Annotated in this window: 12 protein-coding genes; 4 read left to right on the plus strand and 8 right to left on the minus strand. The window is 67.5% G+C overall.

Annotated features, from left to right (window positions below; all coding sequences use genetic code 11):
• Positions 1 to 99 precede the first annotated feature (99 nt).
• A complete protein-coding gene (locus FBZ87_RS05790; RefSeq protein ID WP_145609394.1) occupies positions 100 to 1,527 on the minus strand; it encodes a M20/M25/M40 family metallo-hydrolase in 1,428 nt (475 codons plus the stop codon).
• 132 nt (positions 1,528 to 1,659) lie between these two features.
• Positions 1,660 to 5,547 (minus strand): sensor histidine kinase, encoded by a 3,888-nt coding sequence (locus FBZ87_RS05795; protein ID WP_186454600.1) that lies wholly within the window; start codon positions 5,545 to 5,547, stop codon positions 1,660 to 1,662.
• Between the two features lie 240 nt (positions 5,548 to 5,787).
• On the opposite strand from FBZ87_RS05795, the gene FBZ87_RS05800 reads away from it, so the two are divergent.
• A complete protein-coding gene (locus FBZ87_RS05800) occupies positions 5,788 to 6,207 on the plus strand; it encodes a response regulator (RefSeq protein ID WP_145609396.1) in 420 nt (139 codons plus the stop codon).
• A 123-nt stretch (positions 6,208 to 6,330) separates the two neighbouring features.
• Here the strand turns inward: FBZ87_RS05800 and clpA are convergent, their stop codons facing one another.
• From clpA to FBZ87_RS05815, 3 genes are all read right to left on the minus strand, one after another.
• Positions 6,331 to 8,646, minus strand: coding sequence for an ATP-dependent Clp protease ATP-binding subunit ClpA (gene clpA / locus FBZ87_RS05805; RefSeq protein ID WP_145609397.1), 2,316 nt, complete (start codon positions 8,644 to 8,646; stop codon positions 6,331 to 6,333).
• Between the two features lie 5 nt (positions 8,647 to 8,651).
• Complete coding sequence (gene clpS, locus FBZ87_RS05810; RefSeq protein WP_040843733.1) at positions 8,652 to 8,996, minus strand: ATP-dependent Clp protease adapter ClpS; 345 nt, start codon at positions 8,994 to 8,996, stop codon at positions 8,652 to 8,654.
• Positions 8,997 to 9,257: 261 nt separating this feature from the next.
• Positions 9,258 to 9,818, minus strand: a complete 561-nt coding sequence (locus FBZ87_RS05815) for a phasin family protein (RefSeq protein ID WP_145609398.1) — start codon at positions 9,816 to 9,818, stop codon at positions 9,258 to 9,260.
• A gap of 528 nt (positions 9,819 to 10,346) precedes the next feature.
• Here FBZ87_RS05815 and FBZ87_RS05820 point away from each other — a divergent pair.
• Together FBZ87_RS05820 and FBZ87_RS05825 are read left to right on the plus strand one after the other, a co-directional pair.
• Positions 10,347 to 11,750 (plus strand): D-alanyl-D-alanine carboxypeptidase family protein, encoded by a 1,404-nt coding sequence (locus FBZ87_RS05820; RefSeq protein WP_246134253.1) that lies wholly within the window; start codon positions 10,347 to 10,349, stop codon positions 11,748 to 11,750.
• A gap of 11 nt (positions 11,751 to 11,761) precedes the next feature.
• Complete coding sequence (locus tag FBZ87_RS05825; protein WP_145609400.1) at positions 11,762 to 12,688, plus strand: CPBP family intramembrane glutamic endopeptidase; 927 nt, start codon at positions 11,762 to 11,764, stop codon at positions 12,686 to 12,688.
• Positions 12,689 to 12,746: 58 nt separating this feature from the next.
• Here FBZ87_RS05825 and pgmG read toward each other — a convergent pair whose 3' ends face one another.
• The 3 genes from pgmG to galU form a co-directional block, all read right to left on the minus strand.
• Entirely contained in the window at positions 12,747 to 14,138 is a 1,392-nt protein-coding gene (gene pgmG, locus FBZ87_RS05830; protein WP_145609401.1) for a phosphoglucomutase/phosphomannomutase PgmG, read from the minus strand.
• 30 nt (positions 14,139 to 14,168) lie between these two features.
• Positions 14,169 to 15,488 (minus strand): UDP-glucose dehydrogenase family protein, encoded by a 1,320-nt coding sequence (locus tag FBZ87_RS05835; RefSeq protein WP_145609402.1) that lies wholly within the window; start codon positions 15,486 to 15,488, stop codon positions 14,169 to 14,171.
• A 263-nt stretch (positions 15,489 to 15,751) separates the two neighbouring features.
• The gene (galU, locus tag FBZ87_RS05840) at positions 15,752 to 16,621 is read right to left on the minus strand and encodes a UTP--glucose-1-phosphate uridylyltransferase GalU (protein WP_145609403.1); all 870 of its coding nucleotides are present in this window, start codon (positions 16,619 to 16,621) and stop codon (positions 15,752 to 15,754) included.
• A 535-nt stretch (positions 16,622 to 17,156) separates the two neighbouring features.
• Between galU and FBZ87_RS05845 the strand changes: the two genes are divergently transcribed.
• Entirely contained in the window at positions 17,157 to 17,807 is a 651-nt protein-coding gene (locus FBZ87_RS05845; RefSeq protein WP_145609404.1) for a LuxR C-terminal-related transcriptional regulator, read from the plus strand.
• Positions 17,808 to 17,835: the final 28 nt, after the last annotated feature.

Below are 17,835 nucleotides of genomic sequence, written 5' to 3' on the forward strand. Positions count from 1 at the left end.
AGTGGAGGGGGTGGGAAGGAGGGCACCGGCTATTCCGGCAATATCGTCATTTGATGGAAAATGGGGGCGGGCCGGATAGCCCCGCCCCGTTTCACGCGCTTATTTGCCCCCCGGCGCGCGGAAGGTGCCGCCGGCCTGCATGGCCAGCCACAGCACGCTGGCGTAGGCGGCCGTGGACTGGTCGATGGTGGGACGGTCGATCCGGTCCAGGGTGTCGTCGGCGGTGTGGTGGATGTCGAAGTAGGTGGTGGCGTCGAGCGACAGTTCCGCCACCGGCATGCCGGCCTCGGCCATGGGGCCCAGATCGGAGCTTTCACCCTCCCCATCGGCACCCTGGATGACGCGCAAGGGCTTCAGGGCCGCGGCCATGGCGGCGATGGCGCCCTCGGCATTGGCGTTGGACTTCAGCTTGAACTGCCAGACGGGGCCGATGCCCAGGTCGGCCTCGGTACCCAGAACATAATGCGCGGCGTCGGCCGCGTGGGCCTTGCCGTAGGCGGCGGCGCCGTAGGTGCCCTCCTCCTCCGCCGCGAACAGCACGATGCGCAGGGTGCGCTTGGGCTTTTCCGGCAGGCCCTTGATCAGCTTGGCAGAGGCCAGGGCGATGGCCACGCCGGCACCGTCGTCGATGGCGCCCGTGCCCAGGTCCCAGCTGTCCAGGTGCGCGCCCATCACCACGATCTCATCCGGCTTCTCCGTGCCCTTCAGGTCGCCCACGACGGTGTAGGTGGTGATGGGATCCAGCGGGCCCACATCCAGCACCAGCTTCATCTTCACCGGTCCACGCTCCAGCAGGCGGTCGAGCTGGCCGGCGTCGATGGTGGAGATGGCGCCGGCCGGGATCTTGGCCACGCCGTCCTCATACCGCGTCATGCCGGTGTGGGGCGTGCGATGCGCGTCGGTGCCGACGGAGCGGATGATGACCGCCACCGCGCCCTTCTTGGCCGCCGCCGCCGGGCCGGCGATGCGCATGGCCACGGCCTCGCCATAGCCGCTGCCGTCTTGGGTGCGGGCCATGGGCAGGGCGATGTAGGCGATCTTGCCGGTCAGCGAGCCGGCGGGTGCAGCCTTCAGGTCCGCCAGACTGGCGAAGCGCACCACCTCGGCCTCGATGCCCTCCGGCCCGGTGCCCACGCTGGCGCCCAGCGCCGCCACGGCCACCGGCTGCGGCATGGGGGCGATGATGCTGGCGCGTTCCAGGCCGCGCCGCCAGCCGGGCATGGGCACGGCCTCGGTGTGGACGTCCTGCAGGCCCATGTCCTTCATGGCCTTGACCGCCCAGGCCACGGCGGCCGCGTCGTTGGGCGTGCCGGGCAGGCGCGGCCCGACCTGGGTGGTCAGCGATTCCACCACCTCATAGGCGCCGCTGCCGGCCAGCGCGCGTTTCTGCAGTTCCTTCACGCTGCTGAGCGCCGAAGCCGGAATGGTGGCCGGCCCCGCGTCGGCCCACGCCGCGGTGGCCAGAAGGCCCGCGATAACGCCCAGGGCAACGCCCGTGCCCAAGGCCTTGTTCTTCAATCCCAACACGCCCTGTCTCCCATCCGTCGCAACGTCCCGGAAGCGGCCCCCCGCCATTGCCCCCGTCCGTCATTGGATTAGGAAACTGCCACGGCGTGAGCCCGAAAGGCCACCACCCAGTTGTCACAATGACATGTGTTTTTACAGGCTGGGTTCCAGCACCGGCGGCGCTTCGCTGGGCTGGAAGCTGCCCAGCGCAATGTGGATGCGCGTCCCCTCGCCCGGCAGGCTGTCCAGGGTCAGTTCCCCCCGCAGGGGGCCGGTCACCAGGTTGTGCACGATATGCAGGCCCAGGCCGGACCCGCCGGCACCCTGCTTGGTGGTGAAGAAGGGCTCGAACGCCTGGGCCGCCAGGTCGGCGGTCATGCCCCGCCCGTTGTCGGACACGGTGACGGTGGCTTGGCCGCCCGGCGTGCCCGCCACCTGGATATGGATGGCCGGTTGGTCCACCCCGTCGAAGGCATGGACCACCGCGTTCTGCACCAGGTTAGTCAGCACCTGGGCCAGCTGCCCCGGCCTGGTGGGCACGATCAGGCCGGCGGGCCCGTCCACCGTGGCCGTCACCCCATGGCCCTTCAGCAAGGGATCCAGGCTGACCAGCGTCTCACGCAGGTATTCCGTCAGGGGGATGGCGCGCGCCCGCTCACTGGTCTGGTCCACCGACAGCTGCTTGAAGCTCTGCACCAGGTCGGCGGCGCGGCGCAGGTTGCGGTTCAGTATCTCGCACTCATCCCGGGCCTGGGACAGGAATTCGTCCAGGTCGCCCCGCCGCAGGCGCTTCTCCGCCACGGCGTCGGCGAGGGACTCGACTTCCCCCTGCAACTGCGAGCCCAGGGTGACGGAGACGCCCAGCGGCGTGTTGATCTCATGCGCCACCACCGCCACCAGGTTGCCCAGCGAGGCCAGCTTTTCCTGCTGCACCAAGCGGGTCAGGGCATTCTCCAGGTTGGCCAGGGTCTGCGCCGTTTCCTCCCGCGCCTGCTCCACCTCGCGGAAGGCGGCGGCGTTGGTGATGGCCACGGCGGCGAAGGCGGCCATGGAGCGCAAGGCCTCGACATGGCGGGGCAGCGCCGCCTCCGGCCGGCTGATGCGCACCTCCACCACGCCCAGGCGGCGGCCGCCAACGCGCAAGGGGGCGTAGAGCGCGGTATCGTCGGGTCCGCTGCTGGTGGAAGCGCCCTCGGCCGCGCGCCGGTACAGCGGGTCTTCCGGCGACAGCGGGCCCAGGTCGGTATCCGGCGTGCCGGCGGCGTAGACCAGGGATAGGCTGGAGGCTTCGGGCTCGGTGAACAGGGCCACGCGCAGGGCTGCAGCCGGCATCAGCTCCGCGACATGGGCATGCAGGGCGCGGCAGATGGCCTCGCGCTCCAGCGAGGCCGACAGGTCACGGCCCGCGTCGCCCACGCGCCGCAGGGTGGCGGCGGAGGCCGCCAAGTCCGCTGTGCGCGCGTCCACCAGCTCCTCCAGCTCGCGCTGGCGGCGGCGGTGCCAGGCCAGGCGGGCCCAGACCGCAAGGGCCACGGCGCCGATGACGCTGGCCCCCGCCAGAATGCGAAACCACCAGGTCTGGTACCAAGCCGGCAGCACCGTCACGGGCAGCGACAGGGTCTGCGGGTTCCACTGCCCGTCCTTGTTACTGCCCCGCACCAGCAGGCGGTAGCGGCCAGGCGCCAGGTTGGTGTAGACGGCGCGGCGCCGCTGCGCGTCCTTGTCCAGCCAGCCGCTGTCGAAGCCTTCCAGCATGACGGCATAGCGGTTGCGGTCGGGGGCGGAGAAGTCCAGCGCCGTGAACTCCACCTCGAACCCCCGGTCGCCGGGATGCAGGACCAGGGGCACGCCCTCGATGGCGGCGGGCGGCACGCTCTGTGTCCCCACCCGCACGTCGGTCACCGCCAGGGGCGGGGCGAAGCGCCAGTCGGTGATGGCGTCGGGCGACACGATGGTCATGCCGCCATCGCCGGCGAACAGCAGCTTTCCGTCCGGCGTCACGGCGGAGGCGTTTTCCCAGTAGCGGCGGATCAGGGCGTTCTCCGCCGGGCCCAGCACACGCACCGCCAGGCTGTCCATATCGATGCTGACCAGCTCGTCCGCGGTGGTGGCCCAGACATGGCCGTGACCGTCATAGGTCAGGTTGTTGACGCGCAGGCTGGGCAGCCCGTTTTGCCGGTCCAGGGTCCGGAAGCGCGGCTTGCCGCCACCGTCACGCCCTTCCAGGATGGCGATGCCGCCCTGGGCGGTCCCCACCCACAGCCGGCCCCGCCCATCCTCGGCCAGGCTGTTGATATAGTCATGCGGCAGGGAACCGGGGTCGTTCTTGTCATGGGCCAGGCGCTCCACCGCGCCGGTGGCCGGATCCAGGCGGTTCAGCCCGTGTTCCGTACCGGCCCACACCGCCCCGGTATGGTCGACCGTCAACGCGATGATGCGGTCGTCCACCAGGCTGGCGGGATTGGCCGGGTCGTGCCGGTACAGCGTTTTGGCGCCATCGGCATCGACGCGCACCAGGCCGGAGAAGGTACCCACCCAGGTGGTCCCGCCCGCCGTCATCACGCGGGAGATGTAGGGATAGGGGTTGGCGGTGGGCAGTGCCTCCCGGTCCACCGTCCCCGTCACCTCGCCCACGCGGTAGAGGCCGCGGGGCGTGCCCGCCCAGATGTGTCCCGGTGCGGCGCCGTCTCCGCCCGCGTGCCGGGTCATGGCCAGCACGTCCAGTTGCGGCAGGCTGTGTTCCGGATCGGCTTGCGCGCCGCCGGCCAGGATGCGGCGCACCTGGCGGGTCGTGGGATCGAACACCAGCACGGCGCCATCGCCGCCCAGCCATAGCGTGCCTTGAGGGGCCACGGCCACGCTCTTGATGGTGGGCAGATCGCCCAGCGGCGGCCGGCCGTTGCCGGTGAACAGCGTCACCAGGGCGGCGTTGGTGGGATTGTGCAGGTCCAGGCCGGAGTCGCCGCCCGTCCAGATCAGGCCGGACCGGTCCTTGAGGATGGCGCGCAGGGCGTTGCTGGACAGGGTGGCCGGGATGTCCGGCTCATGCCGGATGGTGTGGTAGACGCCCTTGGCCACATCGACCTCGGCGATGCCGTTGCCCAGCGTCGCCACCCACAGCACCCCCGGGCGCACCTCCACGGCGCCCCGCATGGTGACGGCCGCCAGCGGCGGCTCCCCCTCGCCTTGCGGGCGGATGACGGTCAGGGAATGGTCGCGCGGGTCGTAGACGCCCAGGCCGCTGCGGTCACCGCCCAGCCATAGGCGGCCGTCCGCCCCCTCCTCGATCTGCCAGACGCTGTCGGCCAACAGGGCGACGGCGGCGGGGGATGGCGTCGCCACCGGCGGCGGGGCGAAGCGGTCGCCGCGTGCCGCGCGCACCACCAGGCCCTTGGCGGTCCCGGCCCACAGGGCGCCGGTGCGGTCTTGGTGCACGGTGAAGACGGTGCTGTGGGGCAGCGCGTCGTCGCCTGGCGCCCGTTCCCCGGGGGCCCTGTCCTTCACGTCCTTGTCGGCGTGGCGGAAGCGTTCCAGCACCCGACCATCGCCGTTCAGGTGATCCATACCGCCGCGGGTGGCGACCCAGACGCCGCCGTCGCCGTCGTCGCTGATGTCATAGATGGTGGCGGCGCTGACGCCCCCAGGGCCGGGGGCAATGGTGCGGAAGCGTTCCGTCACCGGGTCGTAGAGGGCCAGACCGCCCACGTGGGTGCCGATCCACAGCCGGCCGGCGGGATCGACATGCAGCGCGCGGATGACGCCGTCCGGCAGCGAGCCCGGCACGTCCGGATCCGGCTGGAACACCCGCATGTGATAGCCGTCGAAGCGGGCCAGGCCGTTGGTGGTGCCGATCCAGATGAAGCCGCGCTGGTCCTGCGCCAGGGAGAAGATGGTATCGCTGGGCAAACCCCGGCTGCGGTCGATATGCTCGAATGCCGTCTGCCCCAGCGCCTGCCATGGTCCAGGCTCCGCCCGCGCCGCGCCCCACGGGACGCAGGCGGCCCCCAAGGCGGCCAGCCATACCACAACGAACAATGACACTACGCGCATCAGCACAACCACCAGGGTGACGGCAATCGCCGGAGTCACCGATACGGGTGGCCCGAACAATCCTGGATTTTATAGGAAAGGCGGCGCCGCGCCACAAAATCAACGATACCGGTTCCACTGCGTCCTGCGGCAAAGGGACTGTGCGATGGTGGGGAACAGGCCTATTGTGGCGGCAACACAGGCTTGCGCCCCAGGGCGCGCCTACTGCGAGGAGCCGAGGGGCCAACCGTAATGAGTATCCAAAATACCGGCGCCGGAGACGCCGCCGCCGGCCTCCGCGTCCTGGTGGCGGAGGACAACCGGGTGAATCGGGAGTTGATCCTGGCCGTTCTGCGCCGCCTGGGGTACCAGGCCACGGGCGCCGCCGATGGGGCGGAGGCCATCACCCTGTTCGACGCCGCCGAAACACCCTTCGACCTGGTGCTGCTGGATCTCAACATGCCCGGCGTCGGCGGGGCCGAGGCCGCGCGGGACCTGCACGGCCGCCCCATCCCTGCCGGTCGCGATCGGCCCGTGCCCCTGGTGCTGATGACGGCGGAGACCGATGTCATCGACCACCTGACCACGGGCCTGTTCTCGGGCTACGTCGCCAAGCCCCTGGCCTGGAACGACCTGGACGCCCTGATCAAGCGGCTGGTCGCTTTGTCCTGAGGTCCCCTTTCCAGCCCGCGTCCTGCCGCCTTCACTGCCCTCTGCGCCAGCGTTCCAAAACGGCACGGGCCTCCAGGAATGTCCTGGAGGCCCGCCCATTTCCAACGCGTTCGAGACGCCGGCTCAGTTGACCAGTTCCGGCACCTTCTCTTCCGGCTTTTCCGCCTGCGGCGGGCGGGTGCCGCCGGCGACGTAGTCGAAGGACAGGGCGTCGTCCTTCACGGTGACGCGGACGGCGCCGCCCTTCACCAGCTTGCCGAACAGCAGTTCCTCCGCCAGGGGCTTCTTGATGTACTCCTGGATGGTACGGCCCAGGGGGCGCGCGCCGTACAGGGGGTCGTAGCCCTTCTTCGACAACCACTCGCGGGCCTCGTCCGTCAGCTCGATGGTGACGCCGCGGTCGCTCAGCTGCGCCTCCAGCTCCATGACGAACTTGTCCACCACCCGGCCGATGATTTCCGGCGACAGGCCGGAGAAGGCGATGATGGCGTCCAGGCGGTTGCGGAACTCGGGGGTGAACAGGCGGTTGATCGCCTCCTCGTCCTCGCCCAGGCGCTGCTCCCGGCCGAAGCCGAAGGCGGGCTTGGCCAGGTCGGCGGCACCGGCGTTGGTGGTCATGATCAGGATGACGTTGCGAAAGTCGACCGTCTTGCCGTTGTGGTCGGTCAGCTTGCCGTGGTCCATCACCTGCAGCAGGATGTTGTAGAGATCCGGGTGCGCCTTCTCGATCTCGTCCAGCAGCAGCACGCAGTGCGGATGCTGGTCGATGGCGTCGGTCAGCAGGCCACCCTGGTCGAAGCCGACATAGCCCGGGGGCGCGCCGATCAGGCGGCTCACCGTGTGCCGTTCCATATACTCCGACATGTCGAAGCGGGTGAGTTCGATACCCAGGGTGCGCGACAGCTGGCGCGCCACCTCGGTCTTGCCCACGCCGGTGGGGCCGGAGAACAGGTAGTTGCCGATGGGCTTTTCCGGATCGCGCAGGCCGGCGCGCGCCAGCTTGATGGCGCTGACCAGAGTGTCGATGGCCTTGTCCTGGCCGAACACCATGGTCTTCAGGTCGCGCTCCAGGTTCAGCAACACCTCGCGGTCGTCGCGGCTGACGCTCTTCGGTGGGATGCGGGCGATCTTGGCGACCACCGCCTCCACATCCTTGACCTGGATGGTCTTCTTGCGCTTGCCCGGCGGCAGCAGCATCTGGGCGGCACCCACCTCGTCGATGATGTCGATGGCCTTGTCCGGCAGCTTGCGGTCGCCGATGTACTTGGCCGACAGCTCCACCGCCGAGCGGATGGCCTCGCGGGTGTAGCGGACGTTGTGGTGCTTCTCGTAATAGCTCTTGATGCCTTCCAGGATCTTCACGGCGTCGTCCAGCGAGGGCTCGTTGACGTCGATCTTCTGGAAGCGGCGGACCAGAGCGCGATCCTTCTCGAAGTAGCTGCGGTATTCCTTGTAGGTGGTGGAGCCGATGCAGCGCAGGGCGCCGCTGGCCAGGGCCGGCTTCAGCAGGTTGCTGGCGTCCATGGCGCCGCCCGAGGTGGCGCCGGCACCGATCACCGTGTGGATCTCGTCGATGAACAGGACCGAGCCCTCGACCGCCTCCAGCTCCGACAGCACGGACTTCAGCCGTTCCTCGAAGTCGCCGCGATAGCGGGTCCCGGCCAGCAGCGCGCCCATGTCCAATGCGAAGATGGTGGCGTTCTGCAGCACCTCCGGCACCTCGCCATGGACGATGCGGCGCGCCAGGCCCTCGGCGATGGCGGTCTTGCCCACGCCCGGGTCGCCCACGTACAGCGGGTTGTTCTTGGAGCGGCGGCAGAGGATCTGGATGGTGCGGTCAACCTCCTGCCCACGGCCGATCAGGGGATCGATCTTGCCGCTGAGCGCCTTCTTGTTGAGGTTGACGCAATAGGCCTCCAGCGCCTCGGTGCCCTTCTTGGGCGCCTTCTCGCCGGCGGGCGTCTCCTCTTCGGCGCCGGCGACGCGCTTCGTCTCCGACCGGCCAGGGGACTTGGCGATGCCGTGGGAGATGTAGTTGACCGCGTCGAATCGCGTCATCTCCTGCTCCTGCAGGAAATAGACGGCATGGCTTTCACGCTCCGAGAACAGGGCGACCAGCACGTTGGCGCCCGTCACCTCCTCCCGGCCGGAGCTCTGGACGTGGATGGCGGCGCGCTGCAGCACCCGCTGGAAGCCGGCGGTGGGCTTGGCGTCCTCAGACCGGCTGGAGATCAGGTTGCTGAGCTCATTGTCCAGGTATTCGCCCAGCTCGACGCGCAGCTTCTCCACGGTCACGCCGCAGGCGCGCAGCACGGCCAGGGCGTCCTGGTCTTCGGTGAGAGCCAGCAGCAGGTGTTCCAGGGTCGCGTACTCGTGCCGACGCTCATTGGCGTAAGCTAGGGCCCGGTGCAGCGTCTGCTCGAGATTACGCGAGAGCATGCCTACTAATCCTTCTCCAAGGTGCATTGCAGGGGATGCTGGTTCTGGCGCGCGAAATCCATCACCTGGGTAACTTTCGTTTCCGCCACCTCGTAGGTGAACACGCCGCACACGCCGACGCCGCGGCGATGGACATGCAGCATGATCCGCGTCGCTTCCTCCCGATTCTTCGAGAAGAAACGCTCCAGGATGTGAACGACGAACTCCATGGGGGTGTAGTCGTCATTCAACATCAGGACCTTGTACATGGAGGGCTTCTTGGTCTTGGGCTTGGCCTTGACCACGACACCGGTGTTGGTGCCGTCGCCGCCAGTGCCGCCCTCATTTCCCTGACTATCGAACTCCGTCATGGCCTTCCAGGTACGTGTCTCTCGGGGTGGTCATCCCAGGAATAATATGAGATCGCGGCGGGCCGTTGGAAGACCCCTGGTAACCTTATTCATGCCTGGGGTGCGATTGCCGCACGGAAATCACGCGGGCGCAAGCGAACCGTGCGCCCCGCAACGGCAGCCATCACAGCAGGCAAAACAAAACCCGGCGGGCACGGGCCCACCGGGTTCGTCAGCATCGGCGATGTCGCCGGGCCGCACGGGCGCGGCCCGGGCCGTCACTCAGGCCGCCAGGCGCGGCTTGCCGAACTTGGTCACGACCGCGTTGACGCGGGCGGAGATGGGCTCGATGGCCTCGTTGGCCAGCTTCACCGACATCTCGGAGGTCTTGGTGGCCTCGCTGACCAGGGTGTCGAAGCTGGTCTTGGCGAATTCGGACTGCAGGTCCACAGCCTCGCGCAGGGTCTTCACGGCCAGCAGAGCCTTGGTGGCCGACACGCTGCTCTCCAGCGAGGACTGGGCGTAGGCGACGAAGGACTTGGACAGGCTCTCCAGGCCCTTGGCCAGGACGGTGGAGGACTGGACCAGCGCGTCGACCGTCTCCTTGTTGAAGGCGGTCAGTTCCTCATACGCCTCGAAGGCCTTCTTGCTGGCCTTTTCGACCTGCTCCTTGGTGAGGGCGACGGCCTGCTCGTAATTCTTGGTCACGGTGTCCTGCGCAGCGGCCACAGTGGTCTCGGCCGTCTGTTTCGTGGCAGCGGCGGTGTCCACGGCGGCGTCGGTGACGACCTTCTTGGCGCGCGCAACGGTAGCGGTGGGGGCGGTAGTATTCGCGGTGGTCATATCAGTGCTCCTTCCAATGATCGCTAATGATCCATCGGCCGCCCGATGCGGCCCGTACCCGGGTCAGGCAAACCGGCATCGGCCGGGTGGCGTGCCTGCGGCGGACGGCCCATTTCGCGGCACCGTCATGTTGCGTCGCAGCACGATGCCTTATCTGGACCCGGAAAAGGAGTTTGTCAACCCGTTTTTGTGCACCGCAAAAATTTCGTCACATGGGATTGGTGCCCCGCATACGGGGGTAATTCGTGGCTTTCAAACGTGAAATCGCCCTTCATAGGCCAAACCGGCTAGTCACTGTCGCGCCGGAAGGCAGGTGTATGTTGCGGCGCAATATATCATATGAATAAACACCTCTTCCCCGCCCGGGGTAGCGGGCGACCCGGAGTCGCGGCGTGTCATGTAAAGGCGGCAGTCAAAAACCGTGCATCCTTCGCCCTTAACCGTATTTTCAATACTGGACAGCGAATCATCGTGCCTTTACTTTTGTCGTCACCAACGACGTGGCATCGGCGGAAGGGGCAGTTCACCGTGACCCATTGGAATCGCTCGAACCTGGCGCGACGCCCGGGTTTTGCCGCCCGGCGCCTGCGCTGGGCAGCCTTGGCCCTCCTGGCCTGCTGGGCCCTGGCGCCGGTGAGCGCTTTCGCCAAGTATGCTGCCATTGTCGTGGATGCGGAGACCGGCCAGGTCCTGCACGCCGCCGGTGCCGATACCCAGAATTATCCGGCGTCCCTGACCAAGATGATGACGCTGTATTTACTGTTCGACGCGCTGGACACCGGCCGCGTCACCTTGGATACGCCTTTCAAGGTCTCTGCCCACGCGGCCGCCCAGGCGCCCAGCAAGCTGGGCCTGGACGCGGGCGACACCATCCGCGTGCGCGACGCCATCCTGGCGCTGGTCACCAAGTCCGCGAACGACGTGGCGGTGACGGTGGGCGAGAACCTGGGCGGCAGCGAGCCGCGCTTCGCCCAGATGATGACGGCCAAGGCTCGCGCCCTGGGCATGAGCCGCACCACCTTCCGCAACGCCTCGGGCCTGCCCAACACCGGCCAGGTCACCACGGCCCGTGACCTCGCCCGCCTGGCCCAGGCGCTGATCCACGATCACGCCAAGCAGTACGCCTATTTCAAGACGGCCAGCTTCACCTACAACGGTGAGACCATGGCCAACCATAACCACCTCATGTCCCGCTATCCGGGCATGGACGGTATCAAGACCGGCTTCATCAACGCCTCTGGTTTCAACCTGGTGGGCTCCGCCGTGCATGACGGCCGCCGCCTGATCGCCGTGGTCATGGGCGGCAGCAGCGCTGTGTGGCGCGACAACCGTATGGCCGACCTTCTGGATGAGGGATTTGCCACTAGGCCCGGCGAGGTGCTGACGGCGGAGGCGCCCATCCGCGCCCCGCGCGGCCGCGACGCCGTGCAAATGGCCAGCGCCGATACGGCTGACAGCCAAGACGGCGCCACTTCCCAGGGCGATGAGGACGAGGCGGATGAGGCCCCGGCGCCCAAGGCCACGAAGGCCAGCACCGGTGTCCGGCTGGCCAGCGCCGCCGGCAAGGCCGCCAAGGCCGTTGGCAAGGCGGCCGAAAGCGTCGCCGACCACACGCTGCTGGCGGCACCGGCCGAGGCGGCGCCAGCGGTCGCCACAGGTGCCAAGGGCAAGACCATCCCGGCGGGGTGGAGCATCCAGGTGGGCGCCTACAACGACCGCGCCGCTACCCAGGCCGCCATCGCGCGCGCCACGCAGAAGGGCAAGGGCCTGCTGAATGCCGCCGTGCCCAACGTGGTGGAGGTATCATCCGCCAAGTCCACCCTGTTCCGTGCCCGCCTGGCGGGCCTGAGCGAGAAGAATGCCCGCGCCGCCTGTGTCCAGTTGCGTCGCCAGGGCCAGGGCTGCATCACCATCGCCCCCGGCGCCAGCTGATCCCGTCCCCCGTGTCGCAAGCCTCTTCTGTGGCGGGCGGTGACGCCGCCCCATCCGTCTTGGCCTTGGCCCGCCAGCGGCGCGAGCCGTGGTGGGCCTTTCTCGGCGGCCTCATCATCGTGGTCTTGGGCGCCATCCTCATCGCCGTGGTGCTGGTGAAGGTGCCGCAGTGGGCCCATCTGGACCGGACGATGAAGCATGATGAGGGGCTGCGCGCCGTCGTCGAACTGTTGACGATGCTGGGCAGCGTCGCCGCCGCGTTGTTTCCCCTGGCCCTGGCGGTGCGCTGGTTGCACGGGCGCCCGCTGCGCAGCCTGCTGTCGCCCCTGCCCGGCTTGGATGTGGGCCTGGCCCTGCGCTCCGCCCTGCTGTGGGGCGGGCTGGTGCTGCTGGCCGTCGTGACCAGCGGCCTGCTCGACGTCTGGAATGGGGAGCCCTTCGCCCCCGGCGGCCAGCCCTGGCCCCAGGTGCTGGCCTTCGCGACCGCCACCGGCTGGATGGTCGTGCTGCAGGTCACGGCGGAGGAGGCGCTGTTCCGCGGCTACATCAGCCAGGGTCTGTACGTCGTGACCGGCAGCGCGTGGGTCACCGCCCTGCCCGTCGCCCTGCTGTTCGCCGGCCTGCACACCCAATCCTGGGGCAACGCCGTGTGGGACCAGCGCGCGCTGTATTTCATCATCTCCCTGCTGCTGTCGGCGGTGACGGCCCGCGCCGGCCGGCTGGAGGCCGCTATCGGCATCCATTTGGGCCAGAACCTGATGGCCATCTATGTCATGGGCGTGCTGGGCCCACCCTTCCCTTCCCTGCTGGGCGTGGGCGCGCCGGAGAACAAACCCGCCGGCGTCGAGGACGTGGCTGGCGTCCTGGCAACCATGGGCGTCCTGGCGGGCCTATACTGGTATCTGGGCGTGCGCCGGGGCTGGGTGGTACGGAAATAAACAAAAGGGCCGCGACCCACCAGGATCGCAGCCCTTTCCTAAACGCGCATGCTTGAGATTAGAACCCTTCCGGCGCCTCGATACCGCTCTGGCTCAGCTGGTCGCGGATGCTGCCCTTCAGGCGTTCCAGGCCGGCTTCGCTGAAGGCTTCGGCGCGGGCCACCAGCACGTCCTGGGTGTTGGAGGCGCGCAGCAGCCACCAGCCGTCCTCGGTCTTCACGCGGACGCCGTCGATGTCGTTGACCTCCACGCCCTTGCCCGCCAGGCCCTTGGCGCGGGCCACGATCTCCTCCACCGCCTTGAACTTGCGTTCCTCATCCACCTGGAAGCGGACTTCCGGGGTGTTGAACACGGGCGGCAGCACCGACTTCAGCTTGGCCAGGCTGCCTTCGCGGCTGACCAGGCCGGCCAGGCGCACGCCGCAGTAGGGCGCGTCGTCGAAGCCGTAGTACTTGTCGGCGAAGAAGATGTGGCCGCTCATCTCACCGGCCAGGGGGGAGCCCGTCTCGGCCATCTTGGCCTTCAGCAGGCTGTGGCCGGTCTTCCACATCAGGGGCTTGCCGCCGTTCCTGGCGATGTCGTCGTACAGCGTCTGGCTGGACTTGACGTCGGCGATGATGGTGGCGCCCGGGTGGCTTTTCAGCACGTCGGCGGCATAGATGGCCAGCAGCTGGTCACCCCAGACGATCTCGCCATGCTCGTCCACGGCGCCGATGCGGTCGCCGTCGCCGTCGAAGCCGATGCCGATGTCCGCCTTGTGGGTGTGGACGGCGTGGATGAGGTCTTCGAGGTTCTCCGGCACGGTCGGGTCGGGGTGGTGGTTGGGGAAATTGCCGTCCACCTCCTCGAACAGCAGGATGTGCTTGCCCGGCAGCTTGTCGGTCAGGCGGCGCAGGACATGGCCCACGGCGCCGTTGCCGGCGTCCCACACGATGGTCAGGTCGCGGGTACCGTCATAATCCTTGGCCAAGCGGTTGATGTAATCCTCGCTGACGTCCAGCTTGCGGGAGGAGCCGGCGCCCGTCGCCAGGTCGTTGCCGTGGACCAGGCGGCCGATCTCCTGGATCTGCTCGCCATAGACCGGGCCTTTGCCCAGCATCATCTTGAAGCCGTTGTAGTCCGGCGGGTTGTGCGAGCCGGTGATCATCACGCCGGCGTCCAGTTCCAGGTGCCGCACGGTGAAGTACAGCATGGGCGTGGGGCCCAGGCCGATGCGGATGACCTCCAGGCCGGTGGACATCAGGCCCTCGACGCAGGCCTGCTCCAGCTCCGGCGAGGACAGGCGGCCGTCATAGCCGATGGCCACGCGGGTACCGCCGGCGCGCACCACCAGGGTGCCGAAGCCTTGGCCGATGGCGCGGGCGTCGTCCGGGCCCAGGGTTTTGCCGATGACGCCGCGGATGTCGTACTCGCGCAGCACCGTGGGGTGGAACCGATGATTAGCGGTCATGACTTGCACCTGCTCCCTTGCTGCTTTGACTTATCGACGCGCCGGACGGCCGATGGACGTGTAGGTGAAACCGGCGGCGCTCATATCGTCAGGATTGTAGATGTTACGTAGGTCGACCAGGACCGGGGCCTTCATGGACCGGCGCACCCGGTCCAGATCCAGCGCGCGGAATTCGTTCCATTCGGTGATGATGGCCAGGACGTCGGCATCCTGGATGGCGGCATAGGCGTCGGCGCACCACACCACCCCCGGCAGCAGATGCTCCGCCTCCTGCATGCCGGCGGGGTCGTAGGCCTGGACGGTGGCGCCCAGGCGCTGCAGTTCCGGGATGATGTCCAGCGACGGCGCGTCGCGCATGTCGTCGGTGTTGGGCTTGAAGGTCACGCCCAGGATGCCGATGCGCTTGCCCTCCACGGTGCCGTTGGCGGCGGCCACGATACGGCCGGCCATGGACTTCTTGCGCTTGTCATTGATGTCGATGACCGTCTCGACGATGCGCAGGGGCGAGCCGACGTCGGCCGCCGTGCGGGCCAGGGCCAGCGTGTCCTTTGGGAAGCACGAGCCGCCATAGCCGGCGCCGGCGTGCAGGAATTTGCGGCCGATGCGGCCGTCCAGGCCGATGCCCTTGGCCACGTCGTGGACGTTGGCGCCCACCTTCTCGCACAGATCCGCCACCTCGTTGATGAAGGTGATCTTGGTGGCGAGGAAGGTGTTGGCCGCGTACTTGATCAGCTCGGACGTTTCCAGGCTGGTCATGACGATGGGCGTCTCGATGAGATAGAGCGGCCGGTACAGGGCCTTCATCACCGCCCGGGCGCGATCCGATTCGGCGCCGATGACCACGCGGTCGGGGCGCATGAAGTCGGCGATGGCGGCACCCTCGCGCAGGAACTCGGGGTTGGAGCAGACGTCGAAGTCCAGGCCGGACCGCGTCTCCCCGATGATGCGCGCCACCTCGCGGCCGGTGCCCACCGGCACCGTCGACTTGGTCACGATGACCGTGTAGCGGTCGGGATCCAGCGCCAGCGCCACTTCCTGGGCGGCGGCGTAGACATAGGACAGGTCGGCGTGGCCGTCGCCCCGGCGCGACGGCGTGCCCACGGCGATGAAGACGGCGTCCACACCCTTGACGGCGGCGGCCAGATCCGTGGTGAAGCTGAGGCGGCCCGCCTTGGCGTTCTTGGCCACCAGATCATCCAGCCCCGGCTCGAAGATCGGGATCTCGCCCCGGTTCAGACGCTCGATCTTGCTGGCGTCCTTGTCGACGCAGACCGTGGTCACGCCGAACTCGGAAAAACAGGCGCCCGAGACCAAGCCGACGTAGCCTGTTCCGATCACCGCAATGCGCATACCGATCCCCTATCGTCACGTAGTCCCGTTTCCCGCACCCAGTATAGGCCGTGTGGGGGCACCACAGGCAGGGGGCATCGGGATCAGGGGCGGCGCCGGCGACTAGGCCGGACCGCGCCCTTATTTAAGGCGACATGGCTGTGTCGCGCATGTGACCTTTTAGGGTCTTTCCGATTTGAATTAAAGCCCCGGGACGGGCCCCGGATTTCTGTCGGGCCGCCGTGAATCAATGGCCCGGGCGACTAACCCGGGCCATCCCATGTTCAGAGCATTTCCTTAAGGGCGGCGCGCACCTTGGCCGCCATGTCGGGGCGTTCCAGGGCATAGGCCACGTTGGCCAGGACGAAGCCCAGCTTGTCGCCGCAGTCGAAGCGCTTGCCCTCGAAGCGGAAGCCGTGGAAGGGCTGCGTGCCGATCAGCTTGGCCATGGCGTCGGTCAACTGGATCTCGCCGCCGGCGCCGGTCTCGAACCGTTCCAGGTGATGGAAGATCTCCGGCTGCAGGATGTAGCGGCCCTGGATGGACAGGGTGGACGGGGCGGCGGCCGGATCCGGCTTTTCCACCAGGCCCTTCACCTCGGCCAGGCGGCCATCGTCCTTGCCGATGTCCAGGATGCCGTACTTGTTGGTCTGCTCGCGCGGGACCTCGAACACCGACAGCAGGTTGCCGCCGACCTGGCCGTAGGCGTCCATCATCTGCGCCAGGCAGGGGCGGTCGCCCAGCACCTGCTCGTCCGGCAGCAGCACGGCGAAGGGCTCGTCACCGATGAATTCGCGGGCGCACCAGACGGCATGGCCCAGGCCCAGCGGTTCGGACTGGCGGACGTAGGCGATCTTGCCGCTGTCGATCTGGATGTCCTCAACCACTTTCAGAAGGTCAAGCTTGCCGCGATTCTTGAGCGTCTGGTTCAACTCATAGTTCAGGTCGAAATGGTCTTCCAGCGGGGTCTTGCCCCGGCTGGTGACGAAGCAGAACATTTCGATGCCGGCCGCCTTCGCCTCATCCACCGCGTGTTGGATCAACGGCTTGTCGGCCAGCGGCAGCATTTCCTTCGGTATGGCCTTGGTCGCCGGCAGGAACCGCGTGCCCAGACCAGCAACCGGAAACACCGCTTTGCGTACGCGCTTGACCATAGACCGACCCCTGGAGTTCAAGCCCCGGATCACCCGGGGGATTATTGGAATTGGTGGGTGGGACGCCCGATTCCGGACAGTCCCGTCCGTTCGGCCCTTCTGCCACATCGACATCCAGGCACGCAATCAAGCTGATGAGACTTTCTGACGCTTTCGTGGCAAGAAAAAGCGCCATTCCAGCCCATGATGGCCTATGCCGGTGTCTATATCCATGGTCGGGGTCGGCGCCCGTTGGTTGGATGAATCGCCCCTCCAAACGATAACTTTCGCCTCAATCACACCTAAATCCGTTGCTTAAATTAACCAACCCAAGTCAAATCAGCGTGACAGGGCCGGGCGGAATTTGTAGTAGTTTAGCTTAAAGTTTGGCGCCCCAATATTCCCGAACCGGGTCTGTTCATCCATACGGCGGCTGGTTTTTGCCACCGCGCAGAAGCTAAAGCCGCCGCAGACATGCCCACCGCACGTAAACAACATAATCGTCTGGGTTCGCTGGCAACCTTGGTTCCCTACTACCTCTGAACGAGAGTCGGACATGAACATCCTGATCGGTGACGACCACCTGCTGTTCCGCGAAGGCCTTTGCCGGCTGCTGACCCAACTCAGCGCCGATGCCACCTTTACCGAGGCGGGCACGTTCAACGAGGCGCTGGAGTTCGCGCAGGGCGAGCAGGAATTCGATCTGATCCTTCTGGACCTGCAAATGCCCAACTGGCCGGGATTCTCCGGCATCCAGGAAATCTGTGAAATCCAGGCCGGCACGCCGGTGGTGATCGTCTCCGCCTCCGAAAGCCAGGCGGACGTGCGCGCGGCGCTGGACGCTGGCGCGTCCGGCTACATCCCCAAGTCCTCCAGCGTGAAGATCATGCTGAGCGCCCTGAACCTGGTGTTCTCCGGCGGCATCTACGTGCCTCCGGCCGCCATTCACGGTGAGGGCACGGCCCCGGCGGGCAGCGGTGGCGGCGTGGCCAGCGGCGGCGGCGGCGGCGGCAACAGCCCCTCCCTGACCCAGCGCCAGCGGGACGTCCTGCGCTGTCTGCGCGAGGGCAAGTCCAACAAGCAGATCGCCTATGAGCTGGGCCTGTCGGAAGGCACCGTGAAGATCCACGTGACCGCCGTCATGCGCTCCCTGGGCGTGCGCAACCGTACCCAGGCGGTTATTGCGTCGGCCGACATTCTGCCCTAAACGCAGGACATCGCTTTCCGACCTTAGA

The organism is Nitrospirillum amazonense (assembly GCF_007828035.1).
Classification (GTDB): Bacteria; Pseudomonadota; Alphaproteobacteria; order Azospirillales; family Azospirillaceae; genus Nitrospirillum; species Nitrospirillum amazonense.